We start from the raw sequence: 21,915 nt of genomic DNA, 5'->3' as shown, positions 1-21,915 counted from the left end.
AGCCCAAACCTCTCATGGTTAATAGCAGCCTTCCCTACAGAACCATGATGCAAGGCCCCGAACCATGGCCCGGATCCTGATTGCCGATGATGATGAACTGATCGCCGAACTGGCCAGCGACGTGCTGATCGATGCCGGCCATGCCAGCGGCTGGGTGACCAGCGCCGATGCCGCGTGGGATTGCGTGCGGCGCAAGCGGCCCGATCTGCTGCTGCTCGATCAGGCGATGCCGGGCGAAAGCGGCCTCACCCTGCTGCGGCGCTTGCGCCAATCGGCGCAATTTTACGATCTGCCGGTAATCATGTTCACCGCGATGAGCGGCGCGGATGATGAAGCGCAGGCGATTTACGCAGGAGCGCAGGATTTCCTCTCCAAACCCTTCGATCCGTTCGATCTGATCGCGCGGGTCAACCACCAGATGGCGCTGCGGGGGGATCGCCCGCGCCATATCGAAATAGCCGCGACGCTGTTTGCCGGGCCGATGCTGACCGAACCTGCGGTGCGCCGGGTGGTCTAGGCGCGCTGGCTGCCAAGCAAGCCGCGCCCGATCACCTGCGCCTGAATCTCCGCCGCGCCTTCGAAGATGTTGAGAATCCGCGCATCGCACAGCACCCGGCTGATCGGGTATTCCAGCGCATAGCCATTGCCGCCGTGAATTTGCACGGCGTTATCCGCCGCGCTCCATGCAACGCGTGCAGCGAGCAGTTTCGCCATCCCCGCCTCGATATCGCAGCGCGCGCCGCGATCCTTGGCGCGGGCGGCGTAATAGGTGAGTTCCCGCGCGATCACGATTTCTACCGCCATCAGCGCCAGCTTGTCCGCCACACGCGGGAAACGGGTAAGCGGCTGGCCGAACTGCTTGCGGCCCTGCGCATAATCCAGCGCCAGATCAAAGGCGTTCCACGCCACGCCGATTGCGCGGGCCGCGGTCTGGATCCGTGCGCCTTCGAAGGTGCGCATCAGCTGCTTGAAGCCCTGCCCTTCCGCGCCTCCCAGCAGGCCTTCGGCGGCGACCGCAAAACCATCCAGCCCCAGCGCATATTCCTTCATCCCGCGATAGCCGAGCACTGCGATCTCGCTGCCCTCTAACCCGGCGTCGGGGAAAGGCGCGCTATCCGTCCCCCGCGTCTTTTCCGCCAGCAGCATCGAAAGGCCCGCATAGCCCGGCTGCGCGGGATCAGTGCGCACCAGCATTGTCATCAGATCAGCGCGGGCGGCGTGGGTGATCCACGTTTTCGCCCCTGTTACCCGCCAGCTGCCGTCCGCCTGCCGTTCACCCCGCGTCCGCACCGCGGCCAGGTCTGACCCGGTGTCAGGCTCGGTAAAGACCGCCGTCGGCAGGCACGAACCATCGGCAATGCGCGGCAGGAACCGCGCTTTTTGTTCAGGCGTGCCGTTATGCGTGATCAGCTCGCCCGCAATTTCCGATCGCGTGCCGAGCGAGCCTGCGCAAATCCAACCGCGTGACAGTTCCTCGGAAACCAGTGCCATCGCCAGCTTTCCCAGCCCCAGCCCGCCGTGTTCTTCGGGAATACACACCCCGAACACGCCCAGCGCCGCCATCTCGGCAATCACCCCATCGGGGATCAGCGCGTCATCAAGGTGCCACTGGTGGGCAAAAGGTGTGATCTTCTCGGCGGTGAAGGTGCGAAACTGCTGGCGAACCAGATCGAGCGTTTCGTCACCCAGCGCTTCATCTGGCCGCACGCCTTCTGCCAGCAACGCTGCGAGCGCGGCGCGCGTTTCGGGCGTGTTGCCTTCTGCCAACAGGCGCGCTGTCGCCGGATGCGCGGCAAAGGCCTGCGCCGCGGCGATGGTGCCGAAAGCTGACGGGCGCACGATCTCGCTCGCGCTCATGGGCAGACCGGCGGCAATCTGGGCGAGGTATTCGCCAAAGCCGATCCGCAGGGTCAGCGCCTCGGCCTCGCCAAACGTCCCGGCGGTCTCGGCCCGCACTGCCCAATCCAGCGTCGCTTCCAACGCGGCCACGGTTGCGGCAATCCAGGCAAAGCCGTGCACCTGATGCTGCGCCTGTTCGATCAGCGCTGCATCGGCCACACCGCCCGGTGCCACTTTCTGCGCCACATTTTCGCGCACGGTATCGGCATAATCCCGCGCTGCGCCAAGGCTTGCCTGCGCCAGTTCGATCCAGTGGTTCATGCAAGAGTGCTAGCAGAGCCTGCCACGCACCGCGAAGTCGCAATTTCGCAGCTCGTCCGCGCCCGTGTGGCCGATGGGTAACAGTGTCTGCCCGAATGCGGACACCCCCGCCCTATACGTTGAATGACCACTTACTACTGGAATCGCCAACCGTAATACCAAGCCGTCGCCGCAGCACCGAAAGCACGCGGCATCGAGCATTCAGGGGCGGAACGGCACAGGGTGAGAACACCCGGCCACCAACCCTCGCGCAGGAAGAACCGTAAGGGCACGCCAGCAACGGAGCACAAGGCTTCGTCACCGCGCCGCACCTCACGACGATGACTCGGCACTGCCATGCCACGCAGCATCGCAGGCCCTGTTCCGGTCATATCCCGGCCACACCTACGCGAGGACAAACCATGCGCTTTAACAACCTCTCCCTTCAGTCGTCGTCGCTGCCCACACTGGCTGCCGCCCTGCTGGTCGCCGGGCTGGCGCCCGCGCAAGCCAAGGCGCAAGATAGCGTGGTCGAAGATGATCCCTCCGCCGAGCCGGAAGAGGCGATCGTCGTCACCGGATCGCGTATTGCGCGCGATCCCAATATCGGATCGCCCGCGCCGATCCTGTCGGTGACGGCGGCAGAATTGCGGCGTTCGGGCACGTCGGATGTCGTCGATACCCTGCGCGATATTCCCGCGCTTTCCACTTCGATCTCCTCCGAAGGCTCAATCGATAGTGTCTTCGCCGGTCAGAACATCGAGGTGGGTCAATCCATTCTCAACCTGCGCGGCCTCGGTCCGCAACGCACGCTGGTGCTGGTCAACGGCAAGCGCCACGTTTCCGGCGTCGCGGGCGAACAGGCGGTCGATATCAACTCGATACCGACAGCGCTGATCGAACGGGTCGAAACGCTGACCGGCGGTGCCTCCTCCATCTACGGCGCCGACGCGGTGACCGGCGTGGTCAACTTCGTGCTGCGCGACGATTTCGAAGGACTGCAAGGCAATATCCAAAGCGGTATTTCGTCCAAGGGCGATGCATGGCGCATCAATGGCGACCTGACATGGGGCGCAAATTTCGCTGACGGGCGCGGCAACATCACGATTTCGGGCGAATATGCCCGCAATGATGAAATCCGCGATGGCGACCGCAGCTTTTCGCGCAACAACGGCATTTCGGCCGGTCAGGACAACCCCGCGCTGCGATTCCAGAGCGGTGATATCAGCGCTTCGACAACCCCCAACTTCGAACGCTTTTTCGCGGTTGGCGTGGGCGGCTTCCCCACCGGCTTTCCGATCCCCAACGCGGCGACCTTCACCTCGCGCTATACCGCCGCGTTCGGAACAGCGCCGAATCTGACCAGCGCAGAACTCGCGCTGATCGAACGCGCCACCAACGCGCCGCGCCGTTTCATTGCGACCAACCCAACTTTCTCGCTTTCATCGGCTGGCGGGGTGATCGCGCCGGGTGACATCGGCCTTTCGGACGGGCCGGACATCAATAACAACGGCATCCCCGATTGTCTTGAAAGCTCGGTCGGCTTCAACTCCACCTTCAACAATGGCGCATTCGGGCTGGCGGGCGGCTGCGGTGTGATCAATGCCGATGGCACGGTCGGCGTTTATCAGGATGGCACCATCACCGGCCTGTTCAATGCCTTCGGCGGCCCCGGCATCCCCAATGGGTTCAACGTCAACTCGCTGATCCCGGAAACCGAACGCTGGTCGGTCAACGTCAACCTGTCCTATGAGCTTTCGTCCGAGGCCAAGTTCTTCTTCGAAGGCAAATATGTTTCCAACGCGGCGGAGTTTCAGGCCCAGCCCAACACCTTCTACGATCTGCTGACCGTGCGCGAAGACAACCCCTTCATCACGCCGCAGTTGCAACCCTATGTGGGCGAACTGTTCTTCGGCAACGGGGTTGACCGGGGTTTCTACATCACCCGTGACCCGGCTGACCTTGGCCCCAACCGTGATCGCAACGAGTTCGAGACATGGCGCTTCGTTGCCGGGGTGAAGGGCGATATCACCCCGCACTTCGCCTATGAAATCAGCGGCAATTACGGCAAGTTCAAGCAGACCAGCTTTGATAACAACCGCGTGATCATGGACCGGTTCTTTGCGTCGATCGATGCTGTCAGGGCGCCCAACGGCAATATCGTGTGCCGTTCAGACCTCGATTCCACACCGCCGGCCACCACTCCTTTCGGCATTCCGGCGGGTGATCCCGGGTTCTTCACCTTCAACCCCGGCGATGGGCAGTGCCGTCCGGCCAACATCCTTGGCGGGGTTGGCGGGATCAGCCAGGAAGCGGTCGATTTCATCACCACCACCGCTGTCAACCAGTTCGAGCTGGAACAGATGGTATTCGATGTGATCTTCACCGGCGACACCGGAGCGTTCCTTGAACTGCCGGGCGGGCCGATCGGTTTTGCCGCAGGCTTCGAATTCCGCGAGGAGACCAGCAGATCAACCTTCGATCCGCTGACCCGCGGCGTGGTTCCGGTGACCACCGCTTTCGTTAACGAGGGCGACTTGCTGAGCGATCTCGACTTTGCCCAGACCTCGCTGGTGTTCGATCCCACCATCCCGCTGCGCAATTCGGGCGGCGAGTTCACGGTTTATGACGTGTTCGGTGAAATCAACCTGCCGTTGCTAAGGGACGTGCCCTTTGCCGAAGCACTCGAAATCAGCGGGGCGGCGCGGTATTCGAATTATTCGACTGTCGGCGGCACTTTCACCTGGAACGTGGGCGGCCTTTACGCCCCGGTAGAGGATATCCTGTTCCGCGGCACCTATGCCGTCGCGGTGCGGGCCCCCAACATCAACGAGCTGTTCAACCCGGCGCAGGGCACCACCTTCCGCCCGTTTGACCCCTGCGATGTCAACAACCTTGCCACCGCGCCCGATCCGACACTGCGGCAGGCCAACTGCACCGCGTTCTTCCAGCAGATCGGCTTCAACCCCAACCTCGGCGCGGGTTCCTATTCCTACGTCGACCCGCTGACTGCGCGCTTCTCCGGCACAATCAGCGGCAACCCAAACCTGTCCGAGGAAACCGCCACCACCTGGACAGTCGGCACGGTGCTGACCCCGCGCTTTGTGCCCGGCCTGATCGTCAGCGTCGATTATTACAACATCGAGATCGAGGACGCGATCAATGCAGTCGCAGCGCAGGACATCGTCGATAACTGCGTCGACAGCGCCAGCATCGTCAACGGGTTCTGCGACCTGATCACCCGCAACCCCAACACCGGCGGATTTACCTTCCTGCGGCAGACATCGGTCAACTTCGCCCGTCAGGAAACCGCCGGGGTCGAAGCGGCGCTGCGTTACGGTTTCGACATTGGGGATCACGGCTTCCGGCTGGATGCCAGCGGCACCTGGGTCGACAAGCTCGACAACTTCTTCGATCCCGCCGATCCAACGATGGTTGATCCCGAACTCGGCGAAATCCAGCGTCCCGAATGGGCTGCGCGCGGCGCGATCGGCTGGGACTGGAAGGGCCTGAGCCTGACCTGGTCGACCACCTGGCTCGACAAGATGGCCCTGCGCGGGGTGGAAATCGAAGATGTCGGCACTGATGGCACCGCCACCTTCTCGCCCGAAAACGGCATCTCCAGCGATACCTTCATCCACGATATCGCCTTCGGCTACGAAGCGAGCGACAGGTTCACCATCTATGGCGGGGTGAACAACGTCTTCAACAAAAAGCCGTTCATCACCGAACAGGCCTATCCGGTCAGCCCGGTTGGGACGTTCTTCTACCTCGGCCTGCGCGCTTCGATGTAAGCACGCGCCTTCGGGCAGCAGCAGCGGGCGGATGGGCTTGGCCCTTCCGCCCGTTCTGTTGTTATTCGTAAGTGCCCAGCAATTGCCGCGCCACCACCCAGTTGTGGATTTCGCTCGGGCCGTCATAGATGCGCATGGTGCGCAGCTTGTTGCTCATGAGGTAAAGCGGCAATTCGCGGGTCATCCCCATGCCACCGAACAGCTGCATCGCATGATCGACGATGGTGTAGGCTTCTTCGATGCAGAAGCTTTTGATCATCGAGATTTCGCTGCGGGTATCGCGGCCTTCGTCGATCTTCCAAGCGCAATCATAGGTCATCAGCCGCATGGCGTGGATCTTGGTCGCGGCGTCGCTGATCCAGTTCTGCACCGTCTGGCGCGCCGAAAGCGGCTTGCCGAAGGTGGTGCGCTGCGGCGCATATTCGATCATCATTTCCATCGCGCGCTGCGCCATGCCGACCGCCCATGATGCCATCTCGATCCGCCGCGTGCCCAGCCGCACCTGCATCGGCGCAAAGCCTTGCCCCCGCGTGCCGAGCAGTTTCCAGCCCGGCACCCGGCAATCGTCGAGCGCGATTTCATAGGTCGCCGTGCCATCGATCATCGGGATCTTGCGCAGAACGTTGAAGCCGGGCGTGTCACGATCAACCAGGAAGGCCGACATGCCGTTGCGCCCGTTGGGGTTCTTGTCAGTCACCGCCATGACGATGGTGAAATGCGCCTGATCCCCTTTGGTGATCCAGATCTTGCGCCCATTGATGATCCAGTCATCGCCGTCCTGCACCGCCGAAGTGACCATGCGCTGCGGATCGGCACCTGCGCCGGGTTCGGAAATGCCGATCGCGCTGATCGTTTCGCCGCGCACATAGGGTTCAAGATAGGCCTCGCGCTGGCGTTCATCGGCGGCGACCATCAGCATCCGCAGGTTGGGGGAATCGGGCGGCAGGTAATAGGGCACAACGGTTTTGCCCAGTTCCTCGCTCACGCCCACCATCGCCACCATCGGCAGGTTCATCCCGCCGACTTCCTCGGGGGCATCCAGCCCCCACAGGCCGTGTTCACGCGACACGGCATCAACCTCGGCGGTTTCCTCCAGCGTCAGATAGGTGCCCTGCCCGATATTCTCGCGCGCGATCACATCGGCTTCGCGCGGCAGCAACTGATCGCGCACGAACTTGGCGACCAGATCCTTGAGCATCACATGTTCGTGATCGAGCTCGAAATTCATCTGTGGTGTATCCCCGGTTGTGGTTGGGTGAAGGTCTGCGCCCCTGACAACACAAGAAACGGAGGATGTCACCCGCAGGATTGATGGTTGCAGGTGTTTTTTTCGCAGCGCCCTTAACCGATGGTGCGCATTGCGCGGCTGATGCGCAGCGGAGGGCGGGATGATCCTTCGGGCGGGAGATAGGTAAAACCATCGGTCGCCGGATCCTGCCACGTATCGGGATCAAGCGCCGCCCCATCAGGCCCAAGCCATTGTCCACCTTCGGGAAACTGCGTGAAGGCCGCAAGATTGGCGGCACGTGCGGCAGCGGTTTGCGCGGTGAAATCTTCCAGAGCCTGATCACGCCCCGCCCAGTCGATGGGCATGTGCTGGCAATAGGCGTTGTTGTTGCCGTGCTGGCTGCGGCCACATTCGTCCCCGGCAGTCATCATGATGGTGCCGGTAGAGGCGAACAGCGTGCGCAGCATCGCGCGGATATCGGCAGCGCGTCGGGCAAGGATTGCGGGATCATCGCTCGGCCCCTCTGCCCCGCAATTCCACGAATGGTTTGTCCCGTGGCCATCGCGGTTATCCTCACCGTTGGCGTGATTTTGGCGATGTTCGTAAGCGACGGTGTCAGCCAGCGTGAAGCCATCGTGGGCGGCGAGGAAATTGATGCTGCGGCAATCGCTCCCGAAAATGTCGGACGATCCGGCGATGCGGGTGGCAAGATCGCCCACCGTTCCCGTCCCCTTCCAGAAACGCCGCACATCGTCGCGATACTTGTCGTTCCATTCGAGCCAGTTCGGCGGGAAGCGACCTAGCTGGTAGCCGCCGGGACCGATATCCCACGGCTCGGCAATCATCACCCGGTCTGCCAGCAACGGTTCGGCGGCGAGTTCGGCGAAGATGGGAGCCTGCGCATCAAACCCCGGCCCGCGCGCAATCACCGTGGCGAGATCGAAGCGGAAGCCATCGATGCCGCAGTGGCGCACGAAATACACAAGGCTGTCGATCATCAGCCGCCGCACATGGGGATTGGCGAAATCGAGCGTGTTGCCGCATCCCGTGTCGTTGATCAGTGCGCCATCAGGCGCGCAGGCATAAGCGGCAGGGTCAAGCCCGCGCAGGGATAGCGTGCCGCCGTGAACATCGCTCTCGCCCGAATGGTTGAACACCAGATCAAGGATCACCCCGATCCCCGCATCATGCAGCGCCGCCACCGCCTCGCGCAGTTCGGCACCGCCGCCGGGGCACAGGCCGGGATCGAGCGCCATCATCGCCACCGGATTGTAACCCCAGTGGTTTGCGAGGCCGAGCGGCGGCAGGTGGCGTTCATCCAACCATGCAACGATGGGCATCAGTTCCACGGCGCTGACGTGGAGCTTTTTGAGGTGCGCAATCACCGCCGGGTGCGCGAGTGCGGCGATGGTGCCACGTTGCCGGGCCGGTACATCGGGGTGAAGCGCGGTGAAGCCTGCGACATTGATTTCATAGATCAATCCGCCGCGCTGGAATAGCGGTGCCTGATGCGGCACCACCGGCAGTCCCCCCTGTACCACCGCACGCGGCACAATGTCGGCGGTGTCTTCGCCAAATTGCGCAAGGCGCGGATGCTGGACGAAGCGCCGGTCAAGTTCCACCGCGTAAGGATCGACCAGCAGTTTGGCCGGATCGAACCACAGGTTGGCTTCGGGGGTGTAACTGCCGTGTGCGCGGTAGGCGTAGCGTGTGCCGGTGAGGTCGCCCGCCACTTCTGCCACCCACACCTCGCCTGCGCGCGTCATTGCGTGACGGGTTTCGGCCTCACCATCGAACAGGCACAGATCAACCGCCTCGGCCAGCGGGGCGCGCACGGCGAAGCGGGTGGTGCTTTCTCCTACGAAACTGCCCAGTACCACATCCATCTCCGTTCGTGTCGAGCGAAGTCGAGACACTTCAACGCAGCGGTTCTCGACTTCGCTCGAACCGAACGGAATGGTGATGCTAGGTCACCACATCGGGCGCGGTGCGGCCCGTATGCGCCGCGATCCCGGCAATCGCTTCGGCGGCGGCGATCAGATCGGCCAGCATCGCAGGCGTGTCTTCCGCAAGCCGCCCCCCAGAGGCTTCGTAGCGTTCCAGATAGACCCGCAAGGTCGCGCCTTCGGTGCCCGTCCCCGAAAGGCGGAAAACGATGCGCGATCCGCAAGCAAACATCACCCGCACGCCCTGATTACGGCTGACCGAACCATCGACCGGATCGGTATAGGCAAACTGGTCAGCCGCAGCGACTGTCAGCGGGCCGAAGGTCTTGCCCGGCAAGCCGGCCAGCGATGCCTCAAGCGCCGCCATCAGCGCACTGGCCTTGGCCGTCTCGATCGCTTCGTAATCGTGACGGGCATAGTAATTGCGCCCGAACCTTGCCCAGTGTTCAGCCGCAATCTGCGCCACCGGTTTACCCGTCACCGCGAGGATATTGAGCCACAGCAGCACCGCCCACAGCCCGTCCTTCTCGCGCACGTGATCGCTGCCGGTGCCCGCGCTTTCCTCGCCGCAGATCGTGGCCTTTCCGGCATCGAGCAGCGTGCCAAAGAATTTCCACCCCGTCGGCGTCTCCCACAAGGGGATGCCGAGCGCCTCGGCCACCTTGTCGGCGGCGGTACTGGTCGGCATGGAGCGGGCAATACCTTTCAGCCCGCCCGCATAGCCCGGCGCCAGATGCGCGTTCGCCGCCAGCATTGCGAGCGAATCCGACGGAGTAATAAACACCCCCTTGCCGATGATGAGGTTGCGGTCCCCGTCCCCGTCGGACGCCGCGCCGATGGTGGGGGCATTATCCGACATCATCGACGCATACAGCTCTGCTGCGTGAACCAAGTTGGGATCAGGGTGATGCCCGCCAAAATCCTCCAGCGGTACGCCATTGCGTACGGTGCCAGCAGCAAAGCCCAATCGCCGTTCAAGGATCTCCACCGCATAAGGCCCGGTCACCGCATGCATCGCATCAAACGCCATGGTCAGCGCGCTGCTCGCCACGCTGGCGCGGATGGCGGGGAAATCGAACAGCTCCTCCATCAGTTCGGCGTAGTCGGCAACCGGATCGATCACCTCCACAACCATCTCGCCAACCTTCGATGTGCCGATGACGTCGAGGTTCACCTCGCCTTCCACCATCAGCCAGCGGTCGATGGTCTGTGTGCGGGCATAGATCGCCTCGGTCACGGCTTCGGGCGCGGGGCCGCCGTTGGCGATGTTGTATTTGATGCCGAAATCCTCGTCCGGCCCGCCGGGATTGTGGCTGGCCGAAAGGATCAGCCCGCCACTCGCGCCATATTTGCGGATCACGTGGCTGGCGGCGGGGGTGGAGAGAATCCCGCCCTGCCCCACCAGCACGCGGGCATAGCCGTTGGCCGCCGCCATTTCGATAGCGCGAGCGATCACCGTGCGGTTATGAAACCGCCCGTCCCCGCCGATCACCAAAGTCGATCCGGCTGGCCTCTCCGCCACATCGAACACGCTCTGGATGAAGTTTTCGGCATAGCTGCGCTGCTGGAACACCCGCACCTTTTTGCGCAGGCCCGATGTGCCGGGCTTCTGGCCATCAAAGGGCGTGGTGGCGACAGTCTGGATCATTCCTGTTCCTCAAGCAGTTGGCGGTAAAGCGCGGCATAGGCAGCGCCGCTTGCCCCCCATGAAAAATCCGCTTTCATCGCGTTTTTCTGAAGCCGTTTCCAGTCCTCTGGGCGAGCATGAAGTTCGCACGCGCGGCTGACAGCCATCGCCAGCGCGCCGTAGCTGACCGCATTCATCTGGACACCCGTGGCAACCCCCGCCGCCAGCGCTGCCGGATTGGCATCGATCACGGTATCGGCAAGCCCGCCGGTGCGAGAGACCACGGGAATGCAACCATAGGCGAGCCCGTAAAGCTGGGTCAGCCCGCAAGGCTCGAACCGGCTTGGGACCAGAATGGCATCGCCCCCGCCCTGCAACAGGTGCGAGAGTGCCTCGTCATAACCAATGCGCACCCCGATCCGGCCCGGATGGCGCGCCGCCGCTGCCTGAAAGCCCCGCTCGATTTCCGCATCGCCCGAACCCAGCAGCGCCAAGCGTCCGCCGATGCCGACCAGATGATCAAGCACCTCCAGCAGCACGTCCATGCCCTTTTGCCAGGTCAGGCGGCTGATCACGACGAACAGTGGCCCATCGCCGGGTTCCAATCCGAATTCCTGCTCGATCGCACGCTTGTTCTTCGCCCGCGCGCCGGGTTTTGCAGCGGTGAAATTGGCGGCGAGGCGAGGATCGCTGGCAGGGTTCCATTCCGCCGTGTCGATCCCGTTGAGAATGCCGTGCACGCGATTGGAACGCGCCAGCACCAGCCCTTCCAGCCCCATCCCGAATTCGACGCTGCGGATCTCGCCCGCGTAGGTCGGGCTGACGGTGGTGATCGCATCGGCCAGTTGCATACCAGCCTTGAGGAACCCGACCCCGCCATAGGATTCCACGCCGTCCACCGTCCATGCCGAAGGCGGCAGGCCAAGCCGGGGGAATATCCCGGCGGGGTAGTAGCCCTGAAACGCCATGTTGTGGATGGTCATGACACTGGGCACATTGCGCCCGCCTGCCAGCGGGGCGAGCCGCAGATAAGCGGGCACCAGCCCTGCCTGCCAGTCATGCGCATGCACCAGATCGAAGGCGCGGCCCTTCACGGCCCCGCCCGCAATATCGGCGGCAGCGCGGGCAAAGGCGGCGAACCGCCGCCAGTTATCGTCCCAATCGCGCCCGCTTGCATCGCTGTAAGGCCCGCCTTCGCGCCCGAACAATGCGGGCGCATCCAGCACCAGCAGCGGATGCCCGCCCAGCTTGCCGGCCAAAAGACGCGCCTTTTCGCCAAGCAGCGAATCCCAAGTGTGCACCGCCTTGGACTTCCCGAGTTTTGGGCCAAGCTTCGCCAGCACCGCAGGATAGCCGGGGACGAAAGTGGTCACCTCCACGCCTTGCGCCGCCAGCGCGGCAGGCAGCGCGCCCGCCACATCGGCAAGCCCGCCGGTCTTGACCAGCGGTGCTGCTTCGGAAGCCACCGAAAGGACGCGCATCGCCATGGTTACAGTTTCGCCATCATGTCGCGGGTAACCAGCACCACGCCTTTTTCCGAAACGCGGAAGCGGCGGGCGTCCAATTCAGGGTCTTCGCCGATCACCATGCCTTCAGGGATGCGGACGCCGGAATCGATGATCACCTTGCTCAGCCGCGCACCGCGCCCGATGTTGCAATAGGGCAGGATCACCGCCTCGCTGACGTTGGAATAACTGCCGATCTTTACTCCGGTAAACAGCAGACTGCGCCGCACCTCGCTGCCGGATATGATGCAATCGCCCGACACCAGCGATGAAACCGCAAAACCGCGCCGCCCGTCCTCGTCATGCACGAACTTGGCCGGCGCGGCGACGATGGCGTCCGTCCAGATCGGCCAGTCGCGGTCATACAGGTTCAGTTTGGGTACGGTATCGGTAAGATCGAGATTGGCTTCGAAATAGGCATCCAGCGTGCCGACATCGCGCCAGTATTCCTCGATTTCCTCCGCCGCACGGATGCAGCTGTTGGTGAAGCGGTGGGCCACCGCTTTGCCGTGCTTGACGATATAGGGGATGATATCGCCGCCGAAATCGCGGCCCGAAGCCGGATCGTCGGCATCCCTGAGGAGCTGTTCGAACAGGAAATCGGTGTTGAAAACGTAGATACCCATGGATGCCAGCGCCATGCTTTCATCACCCGGAATGCCCGGCGGATCCTTGGGCTTTTCGATGAAGGCGGTGATGTTGTCCGCGCCGTCCACATGCATCACGCCGAACCCGGTCGCCTCCATGCGCGGCACCACAAGGCACCCCACAGTCACATCCGCGCCCGAATTGACGTGCTGTTGCAGCATCAGTTCGTAGTCCATCTTGTAGATGTGATCGCCCGCAAGGATCACCATGTATTTGGGCGCGTGGGCGGCGATGATGTCGATGTTCTGGAACACCGCATCGGCCGTACCTTCGTACCACTGGTTTTCCGACACGCGCTGGCTGGCGGGCAGGATATCGAAGCTTTCGTTGCGTTCGGGCCGCATGAAGTTCCAGCCGCGCTGCATGTGGCGGATAAGGCTGTGCGCCTTGTACTGCGTCGCCACCCCGATGCGGCGGATGCCGGAATTGATCGCGTTCGACAGGGCAAAATCGATGATGCGCGATTTGCCGCCGAAATAGACCGCCGGCTTGGCGCGCCTGTCGGTCAGTTCCATCAACCGGCTGCCGCGTCCACCTGCCAGCACATAGGCCATGGCGTCACGCGCCAGCGGCCTGCCCGAAGTCATCTCGATCATCCCATTCTCTCCCCGTGGTTCTGGCTTTGCGCCTTATTATTGTGTGAATTGCAGCATTATCGTGGCGAGCGGCGGCAGTACGATATGCGCCGTGCCTTTTTCGGCGGTGACTTGTCCCATGTTACCCTTGCCGCTGCCGCCGTAGATTTCGGCATCGCTGTTCAGCACTTCGGCCCATGTCCCGTCATGCGGCAGAGGCAGACGGTAATGGGTGTGCAGCGCGGGCGTCATATTGGCAATGACGGCTACCGGCGCCTCGCCCGGAGCCTTACGCAGCCATACAAAGACAGAGTTGTCGGCATCGTCAGCGATCAGCCATTCGAAACCCTCCCCCTCGCAATCGCGGGCGTGGAGCGCTGGCGTTTCGCGGTAAAGACGGTTGAGGTCGCGGATCAGGTTTGAAACGCCGCGGTGTGCTGGCGCATCAAGCAAGTCCCAATCAAGGCTGCGCTCCTCGCTCCATTCGCGGCGCTGGGCGAATTCCTGCCCCATGAACAACAGCTTCTTGCCGGGATAGCCCCACATCATCGCATAATAGGCGCGCAGGTTGGCAAATTGCTGCCAGTCATCGCCGCTCATCTTGCCAAGGATCGTGCCCTTGCCGTGCACAACCTCGTCATGGCTCAGCGGCAGGACGAAATTTTCGCTGAAGGCATAGACGAGGCCAAAGGTGATCTCGTCGTGGTGGTGTTTCCGGTAGATCGGATCACGCGCCATGTATTGCAGCGTGTCGTGCATGAAGCCCATGTTCCACTTGAACCCGAAGCCCAATGCGGTGCGCGGGCCTTCGTCGAAAGCGGGCTGCGATACGCCTGGCCACGAGGTCGATTCCTCGGCAATCGTCATCACCCCTGCGTGGCTGCCATACAAAGCGCGGTTGGTGGCGCGCATAAAGTCGACTGCTTCCCAGTTCTCGCGTCCGCCTTCGGCATTGGGGATCCATTCACCGTCCTTCCGCGAATAGTCGCGGTAGAGCATCGAGGCGACGGCATCCACGCGCAGGCCATCGACATGATATTGCTCGGCCCAGAACAGCGCGTTGTTGACGAGGAAGGAGCGCACTTCCTTGCGCCCGAAATTGTAGATCGCGGTGTTCCAGTCGGGGTGGAAGCCGAGGCGCGGGTCTTCGTGTTCATACAGCGCCGTGCCGTCAAACCGGGCGAGGCCGTGATCGTCCACCGGGAAATGCGCGGGCACCCAGTCGATCAGCACGCCCACGCCTGCGCGGTGCGCGCCGTCGACGAAGCGGGCGAACCCCTCGACATCGCCGAAGCGGGCGGATGGCGCGTAAAGCCCGGTGGTCTGGTAACCCCAGCTCGGATCATAGGGGTGTTCGCTGACCGGCAGAAATTCGATGTGGGTGAAGCCCATGTCGGTCACATAGGGTATCAGGCGCGCGGCCATTGCATCCCATGTGAGGAACCAGCCATTGTCGTCCCGCTGCCATGATCCGGGGTGGACCTCGTAGATCGAAATCGCCTCGCGCCGGGGATCGACGCTGGCCCAGTGGGCGCGGTGGGCATCATCGCCCCATTCCCGCTTGCCCGGCACGGCGACGATACTGGCGGTCTTGGGGCGAAGCTCGCTGGCGAAGGCGAAAGGGTCGGCTTTGAGGGGTAGCACCGTGCCATCCGGGCCGGTGATGCGGTATTTGTAGGCGGTGCCTGCGCCGATATCGGGGATGAAAATTTCCCACACGCCAATATCGACGCGTCGGCGCATCATGTGCGCGGCCCCGTTCCAGCCATTGAAATCGCCCACGAGGTTCACGGAGCGCGCATTGGGCGCCCAGACGGCGAAGTGGACGCCGCTTGCCCCCTCATGCTCGATCACATGCGCGCCCAGCTTGTCGAACAGCCGGAAATGGGTGCCTTCCGCGATCAGGAAATCGTCCATCGGGCCAAGAACCGGGCCGAAGCTGTAGGGGTCTGTCACCCACCATTCGTTGCCACCGCCACCACAGTGATATTTGACCGGCTTGGGCTTGCCGCGCAGCCGGCCTTCGAACACCCCGCGTTGATCGACGCGGGTCAATTTCCCAAGCTTGCCGCCCTTCAGCGAAAACGCCTCGGCTTCTTCCGCCCCGTGCAAGATCACACGGGCAAAGGTGCCTTCCGGCCCTTCGTGCGGGCCCAGCAGCGAAAACGGATCGGCATGCGACCCATCGAGCAGTGCAGCGATGGCGCTTGCCGGGGGTTTCACATCACACCCCAGATCTCGCGGGCATATTCGGAAATCGTGCGGTCGGATGAAAACCAGCCGACATTGGCGATATTCATGATCGCCGATTTGCGCCACGCGGGCCGGTCGCACCAGCGCCGGTCAACATCGCGCTGGGCGGCGGCATAGGCATCGAAATCGGCGGCGACCATGAACCAGTCCGATGTGTAAAGCGCGTCCATCAGCCCGGCATAGCGCGACGGATCATCGGGGCTGAACACGCCGGTTGCGATCGAATGCACGGCCTGCGCCAATTCGCCGCTGCCTTCGATCACTTCGCGCGGGTTATAGCCATTGGCGCGCTGCGCGGCGACTTCCTCTGCCGTCAGTCCGAAAATCACGATATTCTCGCGCCCGACATGCTCCATGATCTCGATATTCGCGCCGTCCAATGTGCCGATGGTCAGCGCCCCGTTGAACGCAAACTTCATGTTGCCGGTGCCGGATGCCTCCATCCCGGCGGTGGAAATCTGTTCCGACAGGTCAGCCGCGGGGATGATCCGTTCGGCAAGGCTGACGTTGTAATTGGGGATGAATACCACCTTCAATACCTCGCCCACGCTGGGATCGGAGTTGATCCGCCGGGCGATGTCGTTGGCGAGTTTGATGATCAGTTTGGCGTTGTGATAGGTCGGCGCGGCCTTCCCGCCGAAGATTTTCACGCGCGGCACCCAGTCCTTTTCCGGATGGCTGCGGATTTGGTCATACAGCGCCACCGTCTCGATCAGATTGAGCAACTGGCGTTTGTATTCGTGGATACGTTTGATCTGGACATCGAACAGCGCATCGGGATCAAGCCTCACGCCGGTGAGTTCGCGCAAGTGGTTCGACAAGTCGACCTTGTTGGCGCGCTTAACCTCGTCCACCCGCTCGGCAAAAGCAGCGTCTGTAGCGAACTTGGACAGGCCAGCGAGCTGTTCGGTTTCCGCCAGAAAGCCATCACCGATCGCCTCGCGCACCAGCCCTGTCATGCGCGGGTTTGACTGGTGCAGCCAGCGGCGCGGGGTGACCCCATTGGTCTTGTTGTTGATCCGTTCGGGATAAAGCTTGTGCAGATCGGCGAACACCGTCTGTTTCATCAGATCGGTGTGCAGCGCCGCCACGCCGTTAACGGAATGCGCGCCCACGAAAGCAAGGTTGGCCATCCGCACGCGCCGTTCGCCATGTTCGTCGATCAGCGAGATCGCGGAAATGGCCGCATCGTCCAGTCCGGCCTTGCGCGCCTCGCGCAGCACGCGGGCGTTGATGGTGTAGATAATCTGCATGTGGCGCGGCAGCAGCCGTTCGAACAGCGGCAACGGCCAGCTTTCCAGCGCTTCGGGCAGCAGGGTGTGATTGGTGTAGCTGATGGTGCGGCGGGTGATGTCCCACGCCTCGTCAAACGCCAGACCGTGTTCGTCTTTCAACAGCCGCATCAGCTCCGCCACCGCGACGGAAGGGTGAGTATCGTTCAGCTGGATCGCTGCCTTGTCGGGCAGGGTGCGCACGTCGCTGTGATACTGCACATGCCGGCGAACGATGTCCTGAATGCTGGCGCTGGAGAAGAAGAACTCCTGCCGCAGCCGCAATTCCTGCCCTGCGGGGGTGGAGTCCGCCGGATAAAGCACACGCACAAGGCTATCCGCCTTGACCTGCGCGGCCAGCGCGCCTGCGTGGTCGCCCGCATTGAAGGCATCAAGCTGGATCGGGTCCATCGCATTGGCCGTCCACAGCCGCAGCGTGTTCACCCGCTTGCCCTGCCAGCCGACCACCGGCGTATCGACCGCAGTGGCTTCGATCTTCTCCGCCGGGTTCCAGCGGATTGCACCGCCTTCGCCAGTCACTTCGCCGCCGAAGCCCACGCAATAGGCGCTTTCCCGGCGCTCGAACTCCCACGGATTGCCATGCGCCAGCCAGGTTTCGGGCAACTCCACCTGCCAGCCTTCGTCGATCCGCTGGCGGAACATCCCATTGATGTAGCGGATGCCGTAACCGAAAGCGGGAATATCAAGGGTCGCCAGGCTTTCCATAAAGCAGGCCGCCAACCGCCCCAGCCCGCCGTTGCCGAGCGCTGCGTCAGGCTCCAGCTCCTCCAGTCGTGCAAGATCCAGTCCGTGTTCGCGCAGCGCCGCTTCCATCTCGCGGGTCATGCCGAGGTTCGACAGCGCATCGCGCAGCAACCGCCCGATCAGGAATTCGAGGCTGAGGTAATAGACCCGCTTGCCGCCTGCATCATGGGTGCGCGCGGTGGAGGCGAACCAATTGTCGATGATATCATCGCGCAGCGCCAGCACGGATGCATTATACCAGTCATGCGGCTTGGCAGCGCGTTCGTTCTTGCCGACACGGTGGTGCAGAGCGCCGAGAATACGGGCTTCGAGTTCGGCGGCCTTTTCGGTCTTGTTGCCATTGGCGCTGGTTGTCATCCGGCGTGCATTCCCCTGTTGAACGGCGCGAGTGGAGGGCTCGCCCCTGATGCCCCTTGCCGTACACTAACCGGTTGTGATGCAACGCAGCAATCGCCGAATTGGTCTGACAATCGTATTCATGGGCGTATTCATGGGGCAGAAACGCTGCGTCCGGCTTGCCAGACGCCCAATGCCGCCCGATGCGGGAGGCAAAGGAGGCGGCGATGGAGCAGCTTTACGCAATGGCCCGGGCCAGCGGTGTTGCCCGTGAATGGACCGATGTTGAAGGCCGTCGGCAGGTGGTCGGCGATGCCGCGCTGGCAGCGGTGCTGGCGGCATTGGGCCACGAAACCGCCAGCGAACGCCAAATCCTTCGCAGCCTTGCGCTGGTTCAGGAACGGCACACCGTCCTACCGGCAATGCTGGTGGCTGATGCAGGCGCGGTCATCACCCTGCCCTTTGCTGCCAGCCGCGCCGAAATCACCGGAGAGGACGGCGTCACCAGCGCCCTCGCAGTTGATGGCGACCGGCTAACGGTGATCGCACCACCGGGATACTACCACCTCGCGCTGGATGGCAGGACAACGCGGCTGGCGGTCGCGCCGCCGCATTGCCCGCTGCCCAGACAAGCTCCGCGCCGCCCATGGGGCGTGTCGGTGCAGATCCCGGCGCTGAAGGGCGCAGCCCCTTCGCCCTTCGGCACCTTCGGCGAACTGGCCGCGGCAGCGCGGGCCTTTGGCGCGGCAGGGGCCGATGCGCTGGCGATCAATCCGGTACACGCGCTGTTCCCCGGCAATGGCGAGGGGTATAGCCCCTATTCCCCGTCCAGCCGCCTGTTCCTCAACGGCGCACTGGGTGATCCGGCGCTGGTGGGCTTGCCGCCCTTTCCCTCTGCCGAAGGCGAGCCGCTGATCGACTGGCCAAGCGCCCTGCCCCGCCGCCTTGCCGAATTGCGCAATGTGTTCGCCGCACTCGATCCCGATCGCCGCGTCACGATTGCTGCGGAGGGCGATGAAATGCTGCGTCGCCACGCGCTGTTCGACGCGCTCGATTGCCACTTCCGCCCCTCGGGCGCGCATGGCTGGCGCGATTGGCCTGCCGCGTTCCACGACCCTGCGGGAGAAGCTGCGCGCCGTTTTGGCGCTGAAAACGCGGATGAAATCGCCTTCCACTTGTTCGTCCAATGGCTCGCCCGGCAAGGATTGGCTGGCGCGCAATCTGCGGCCAAAGACGCAGGGATGGCCATCGGACTGATCGGTGATCTGGCCGTGGGGGTCGATCCATCGGGCAGCGATGCGTGGTCACTGCGGCACGCGATGCTGGACGGGCTGACAATCGGCGCACCGCCCGATCCGCTCGGACCGCTGGGGCAGAACTGGTCGATCACCGGCTTCTCACCCGATGGCCTGCGCCAGACCGCATACGAGCCGTGGATCGCCATGATCCGCGCCGGATTGGCAGCGGGCGGCGGCCTGAGGATCGATCATGCCTTCGGCCTTGCGCGGTTATGGGTGATTCCCGAAGGAGGAGCGACAAAGGATGGTGCCTATCTGCAATACCCCTTCGACGATCTCGTCCGCCTTGCCGCATTGGAAGCGCACCGCGCCAATGCCCTTGTGATCGCAGAGGATCTCGGCACTGCGCCGCACGGTTTCACACAGGCGGTGACACAGCGGCAAATGCTGGGAATGCGGGTGCTGTGGTTCGAACGCGCCGCCGATCACGGCTTCATCGGCGCGGGCGATTACGAACCGCTTAGCACCGCGATGACCGGCACGCATGACACCGTCACCGTTGCCGGATGGTGGCGCGGGCGTGATCTCGATTGGGCAGAGAAGCTGGGCCGCCTGCCCGAAGGAACATCCCGCGCTGATGGCGAGGCCATCCGCGAATGGGATCGCGGGCTGTTGTGGTCGACACTCGATCACACGGCGCCGCGCCCTGCGCCGGATGATCCTGCCCCGGTGGTCGATGCCGCCATCGCCCATATTGCCCGCACGCCTTCATGCCTTGCGCTGGTATCGCTGGAAGACCTGCTGGGGGATGAAGAACAGCCCAACCTGCCAGGCACCATCGCCGAACACCCCAATTGGCAGCGCCGCTGTGACACTCCGATTGCCAAACTGCTTGCGGAACCCGCACCCGCGCGCCGCTGCACCATGCTCAATGAAGCGCGGTCCAATGGCGATGCGATCACCGGATAATCGCCCAGCCGTGCCGTAATCGCTGGAAAACTCCCCATCCCGCCTTTGCGCGAAGGCCGCACCTGCCTAATCGGATCAGGTGAGCGCACAAATCGACATTGGCCGGGATACGGGCGGGCAGCGCATTGCCATCGATCTGGAGGAGCTGCTCGCCACGCGCCTGCTGGTGCAGGGCAATTCAGGGTCTGGCAAATCGCACCTGCTGCGCCGCCTGCTGGAAGAATGCGCAGGGCAAGTGCAACAGGTGATCATCGATCCCGAAGGCGATTTCGTGACGCTGGCCGATGCCTTCGGCCACGTGGTGATCGACGGAGCGGCCTATTCCCCGCGCGAGATCGAGGAACTGGCGGCGCGTGTGCGGCAGCATCGCGCATCGGTGGTGCTGGCGCTGGACGAGCTTGAGGTGGAACAGCAGATCCGCTGCGCCGCGCTTTTCCTTACCGCGCTGTTCGATGCTCCGCGCGAACACTGGTATCCCGCGCTGGTGGTGGTCGACGAAGCACAGATGTTCGCCCCGGCTGCTGCGGGCGAGATGACAGACGATACCCGCCGCCTGACGCTATCGGCCATGACCAACCTGATGTGCCGCGGGCGCAAGCGCGGGTTGGCGGGGATTGTCGCCACCCAGCGCCTCGCCAAACTGGCCAAGAATGTCGCGGCCGAAGCTTCGAATTTCCTGATGGGCCGCACCTTTCTGGATATCGACATGCAGCGCGCTGCCGATCTGCTGGGGATGGACAGGCGGCAGGCCGAACGCATCCGCGATCTGCAACGCGGGCAGTTTCTGGGCCTTGGCCCGGCGATCAGCCGCCGTCCGGTTGCAGTCAACGTCGGCTCGGTGCGCACCGGATCGCGTGGCGGCGGCAAAGGCTTGCTTCCCCTGCCCGAGGCAGACGGCGATGCGATGGAGGCGCTGCTGACTGACCGGCTGGCCGAAGCCGCGAGCGACCCGGCCCCGCGCCGCGCCGCGCCGCCGCCGCCACGGCCTAAGCTGGATATCGAACACGAGCTTGCCGCGCCCCGCCCGCTGCCTGCGCCCATGCCGCAACGCGCACCGGACGAAGACACCGCGTCAGCGAATGACACGGCGCCTGCTGCCCCTCCCAAGCCTACCCCGCCGTCGCAAACAGAACCCATTGAAAGCCACAGCGCCGAAAGCGTGGTGCGCGAGATCGCTGACAGCGAAGGCGCAACCTTCCGCCCGGCAACATCGCTGTTCCGCGACTTTGCCATCCGCTGCCGCCAGCGCGGGGTGGCATCGGCGCATATCGACATCACCCGTTTCCGGCGCTTGTTCGCCTACCGCGTCGGCGGGCTTGACCGGCTGGAAGGTACCTCCCGTGCCTATGTTGAACAGCTGGTGGAAAGTGTAGAGGACGATGTCCTGGCCCCGTATCTCGCGATGGTGATTGCCGCCACACTTGGCGAAGCGATGCCTGAAGACGATGAGCTGGCGCGGCTTTACGGCAGCTCATCGCCCAGCCGGGTGCGCCGCCTGCTCGATCACCTCGAAAGGCAAGGCCTGATCGTGGTGCGCGAAGACTTTGGCGGGGACCGCGAGATCATCGTGCCGGGTGCCGAGGCACTGGCCGCTTCCAACCCGGCTGAATAAAGCCACTTC

The 21,915-nt window shown here is 63.3% G+C and carries 12 protein-coding genes; 4 read left to right on the top strand and 8 right to left on the bottom strand.

Annotated features, from left to right (window positions below):
- The first annotated feature begins 64 nt into the window (after positions 1 to 64).
- Positions 65 to 517, top strand: a complete 453-nt coding sequence (locus tag IP79_RS01800) for a response regulator (protein WP_054117529.1) — start codon at positions 65 to 67, stop codon at positions 515 to 517.
- Here IP79_RS01800 and IP79_RS01795 read toward each other — a convergent pair.
- Complete coding sequence (locus tag IP79_RS01795) at positions 514 to 2,160, bottom strand: acyl-CoA dehydrogenase family protein (RefSeq protein WP_054117528.1); 1,647 nt, start codon at positions 2,158 to 2,160, stop codon at positions 514 to 516. The two genes, IP79_RS01800 and IP79_RS01795, sit on opposite strands and share 4 nt — an antisense overlap.
- 401 nt (positions 2,161 to 2,561) lie before the next feature.
- On the opposite strand from IP79_RS01795, the gene IP79_RS01790 reads away from it, so the two are divergent.
- Entirely contained in the window at positions 2,562 to 5,933 is a 3,372-nt protein-coding gene (locus tag IP79_RS01790) for a TonB-dependent receptor domain-containing protein (protein WP_054117527.1), read from the top strand.
- Between the two features lie 61 nt (positions 5,934 to 5,994).
- Here IP79_RS01790 and IP79_RS01785 read toward each other — a convergent pair whose 3' ends face one another.
- From IP79_RS01785 to IP79_RS01755, 7 genes are all read right to left on the bottom strand, one after another.
- Entirely contained in the window at positions 5,995 to 7,161 is a 1,167-nt protein-coding gene (locus tag IP79_RS01785; RefSeq protein WP_054117526.1) for an acyl-CoA dehydrogenase family protein, read from the bottom strand.
- A 113-nt stretch (positions 7,162 to 7,274) separates the two neighbouring features.
- Positions 7,275 to 9,047: a glycogen debranching protein GlgX gene (glgX, locus tag IP79_RS01780; protein ID WP_054117525.1), complete on the bottom strand. Its 1,773-nt coding sequence runs from the start codon at positions 9,045 to 9,047 to the stop codon at positions 7,275 to 7,277.
- 79 nt (positions 9,048 to 9,126) lie between these two features.
- Positions 9,127 to 10,755: an alpha-D-glucose phosphate-specific phosphoglucomutase gene (locus tag IP79_RS01775; RefSeq protein WP_054117524.1), complete on the bottom strand. Its 1,629-nt coding sequence runs from the start codon at positions 10,753 to 10,755 to the stop codon at positions 9,127 to 9,129.
- Entirely contained in the window at positions 10,752 to 12,221 is a 1,470-nt protein-coding gene (gene glgA / locus IP79_RS01770; protein ID WP_054117523.1) for a glycogen synthase GlgA, read from the bottom strand. The genes IP79_RS01775 and glgA overlap by 4 nt, the downstream gene beginning before the upstream one ends.
- 2 nt (positions 12,222 to 12,223) lie before the next feature.
- Entirely contained in the window at positions 12,224 to 13,483 is a 1,260-nt protein-coding gene (glgC, locus tag IP79_RS01765; RefSeq protein ID WP_054117522.1) for a glucose-1-phosphate adenylyltransferase, read from the bottom strand.
- Between the two features lie 36 nt (positions 13,484 to 13,519).
- Positions 13,520 to 15,685, bottom strand: a complete 2,166-nt coding sequence (gene glgB, locus IP79_RS01760) for a 1,4-alpha-glucan branching protein GlgB (RefSeq protein ID WP_054117521.1) — start codon at positions 15,683 to 15,685, stop codon at positions 13,520 to 13,522.
- On the bottom strand, positions 15,682 to 18,108 hold the full coding sequence (locus IP79_RS01755; RefSeq protein WP_054117520.1) for a glycogen/starch/alpha-glucan phosphorylase: 2,427 nt from the start codon (positions 18,106 to 18,108) through the stop codon (positions 15,682 to 15,684). The genes glgB and IP79_RS01755 overlap by 4 nt, the downstream gene beginning before the upstream one ends.
- Positions 18,109 to 18,290: 182 nt before the next feature.
- Here IP79_RS01755 and malQ point away from each other — a divergent pair, with 182 nt between their 5' ends.
- A complete protein-coding gene (gene malQ, locus IP79_RS01750) occupies positions 18,291 to 20,294 on the top strand; it encodes a 4-alpha-glucanotransferase (protein WP_233994047.1) in 2,004 nt (667 codons plus the stop codon).
- A 79-nt stretch (positions 20,295 to 20,373) separates the two neighbouring features.
- On the top strand, positions 20,374 to 21,906 hold the full coding sequence (locus IP79_RS01745; RefSeq protein ID WP_054117519.1) for an ATP-binding protein: 1,533 nt from the start codon (positions 20,374 to 20,376) through the stop codon (positions 21,904 to 21,906).
- Positions 21,907 to 21,915 lie beyond the last annotated feature (9 nt).

It is taken from the genome of Porphyrobacter sp. AAP60 (assembly GCF_001296025.1).
GTDB lineage: Bacteria > Pseudomonadota > Alphaproteobacteria > Sphingomonadales > Sphingomonadaceae > Erythrobacter.
Note: the sequence above shows the minus strand (reverse complement) of the source record. Positions and strands in the feature narration are given on the sequence as shown.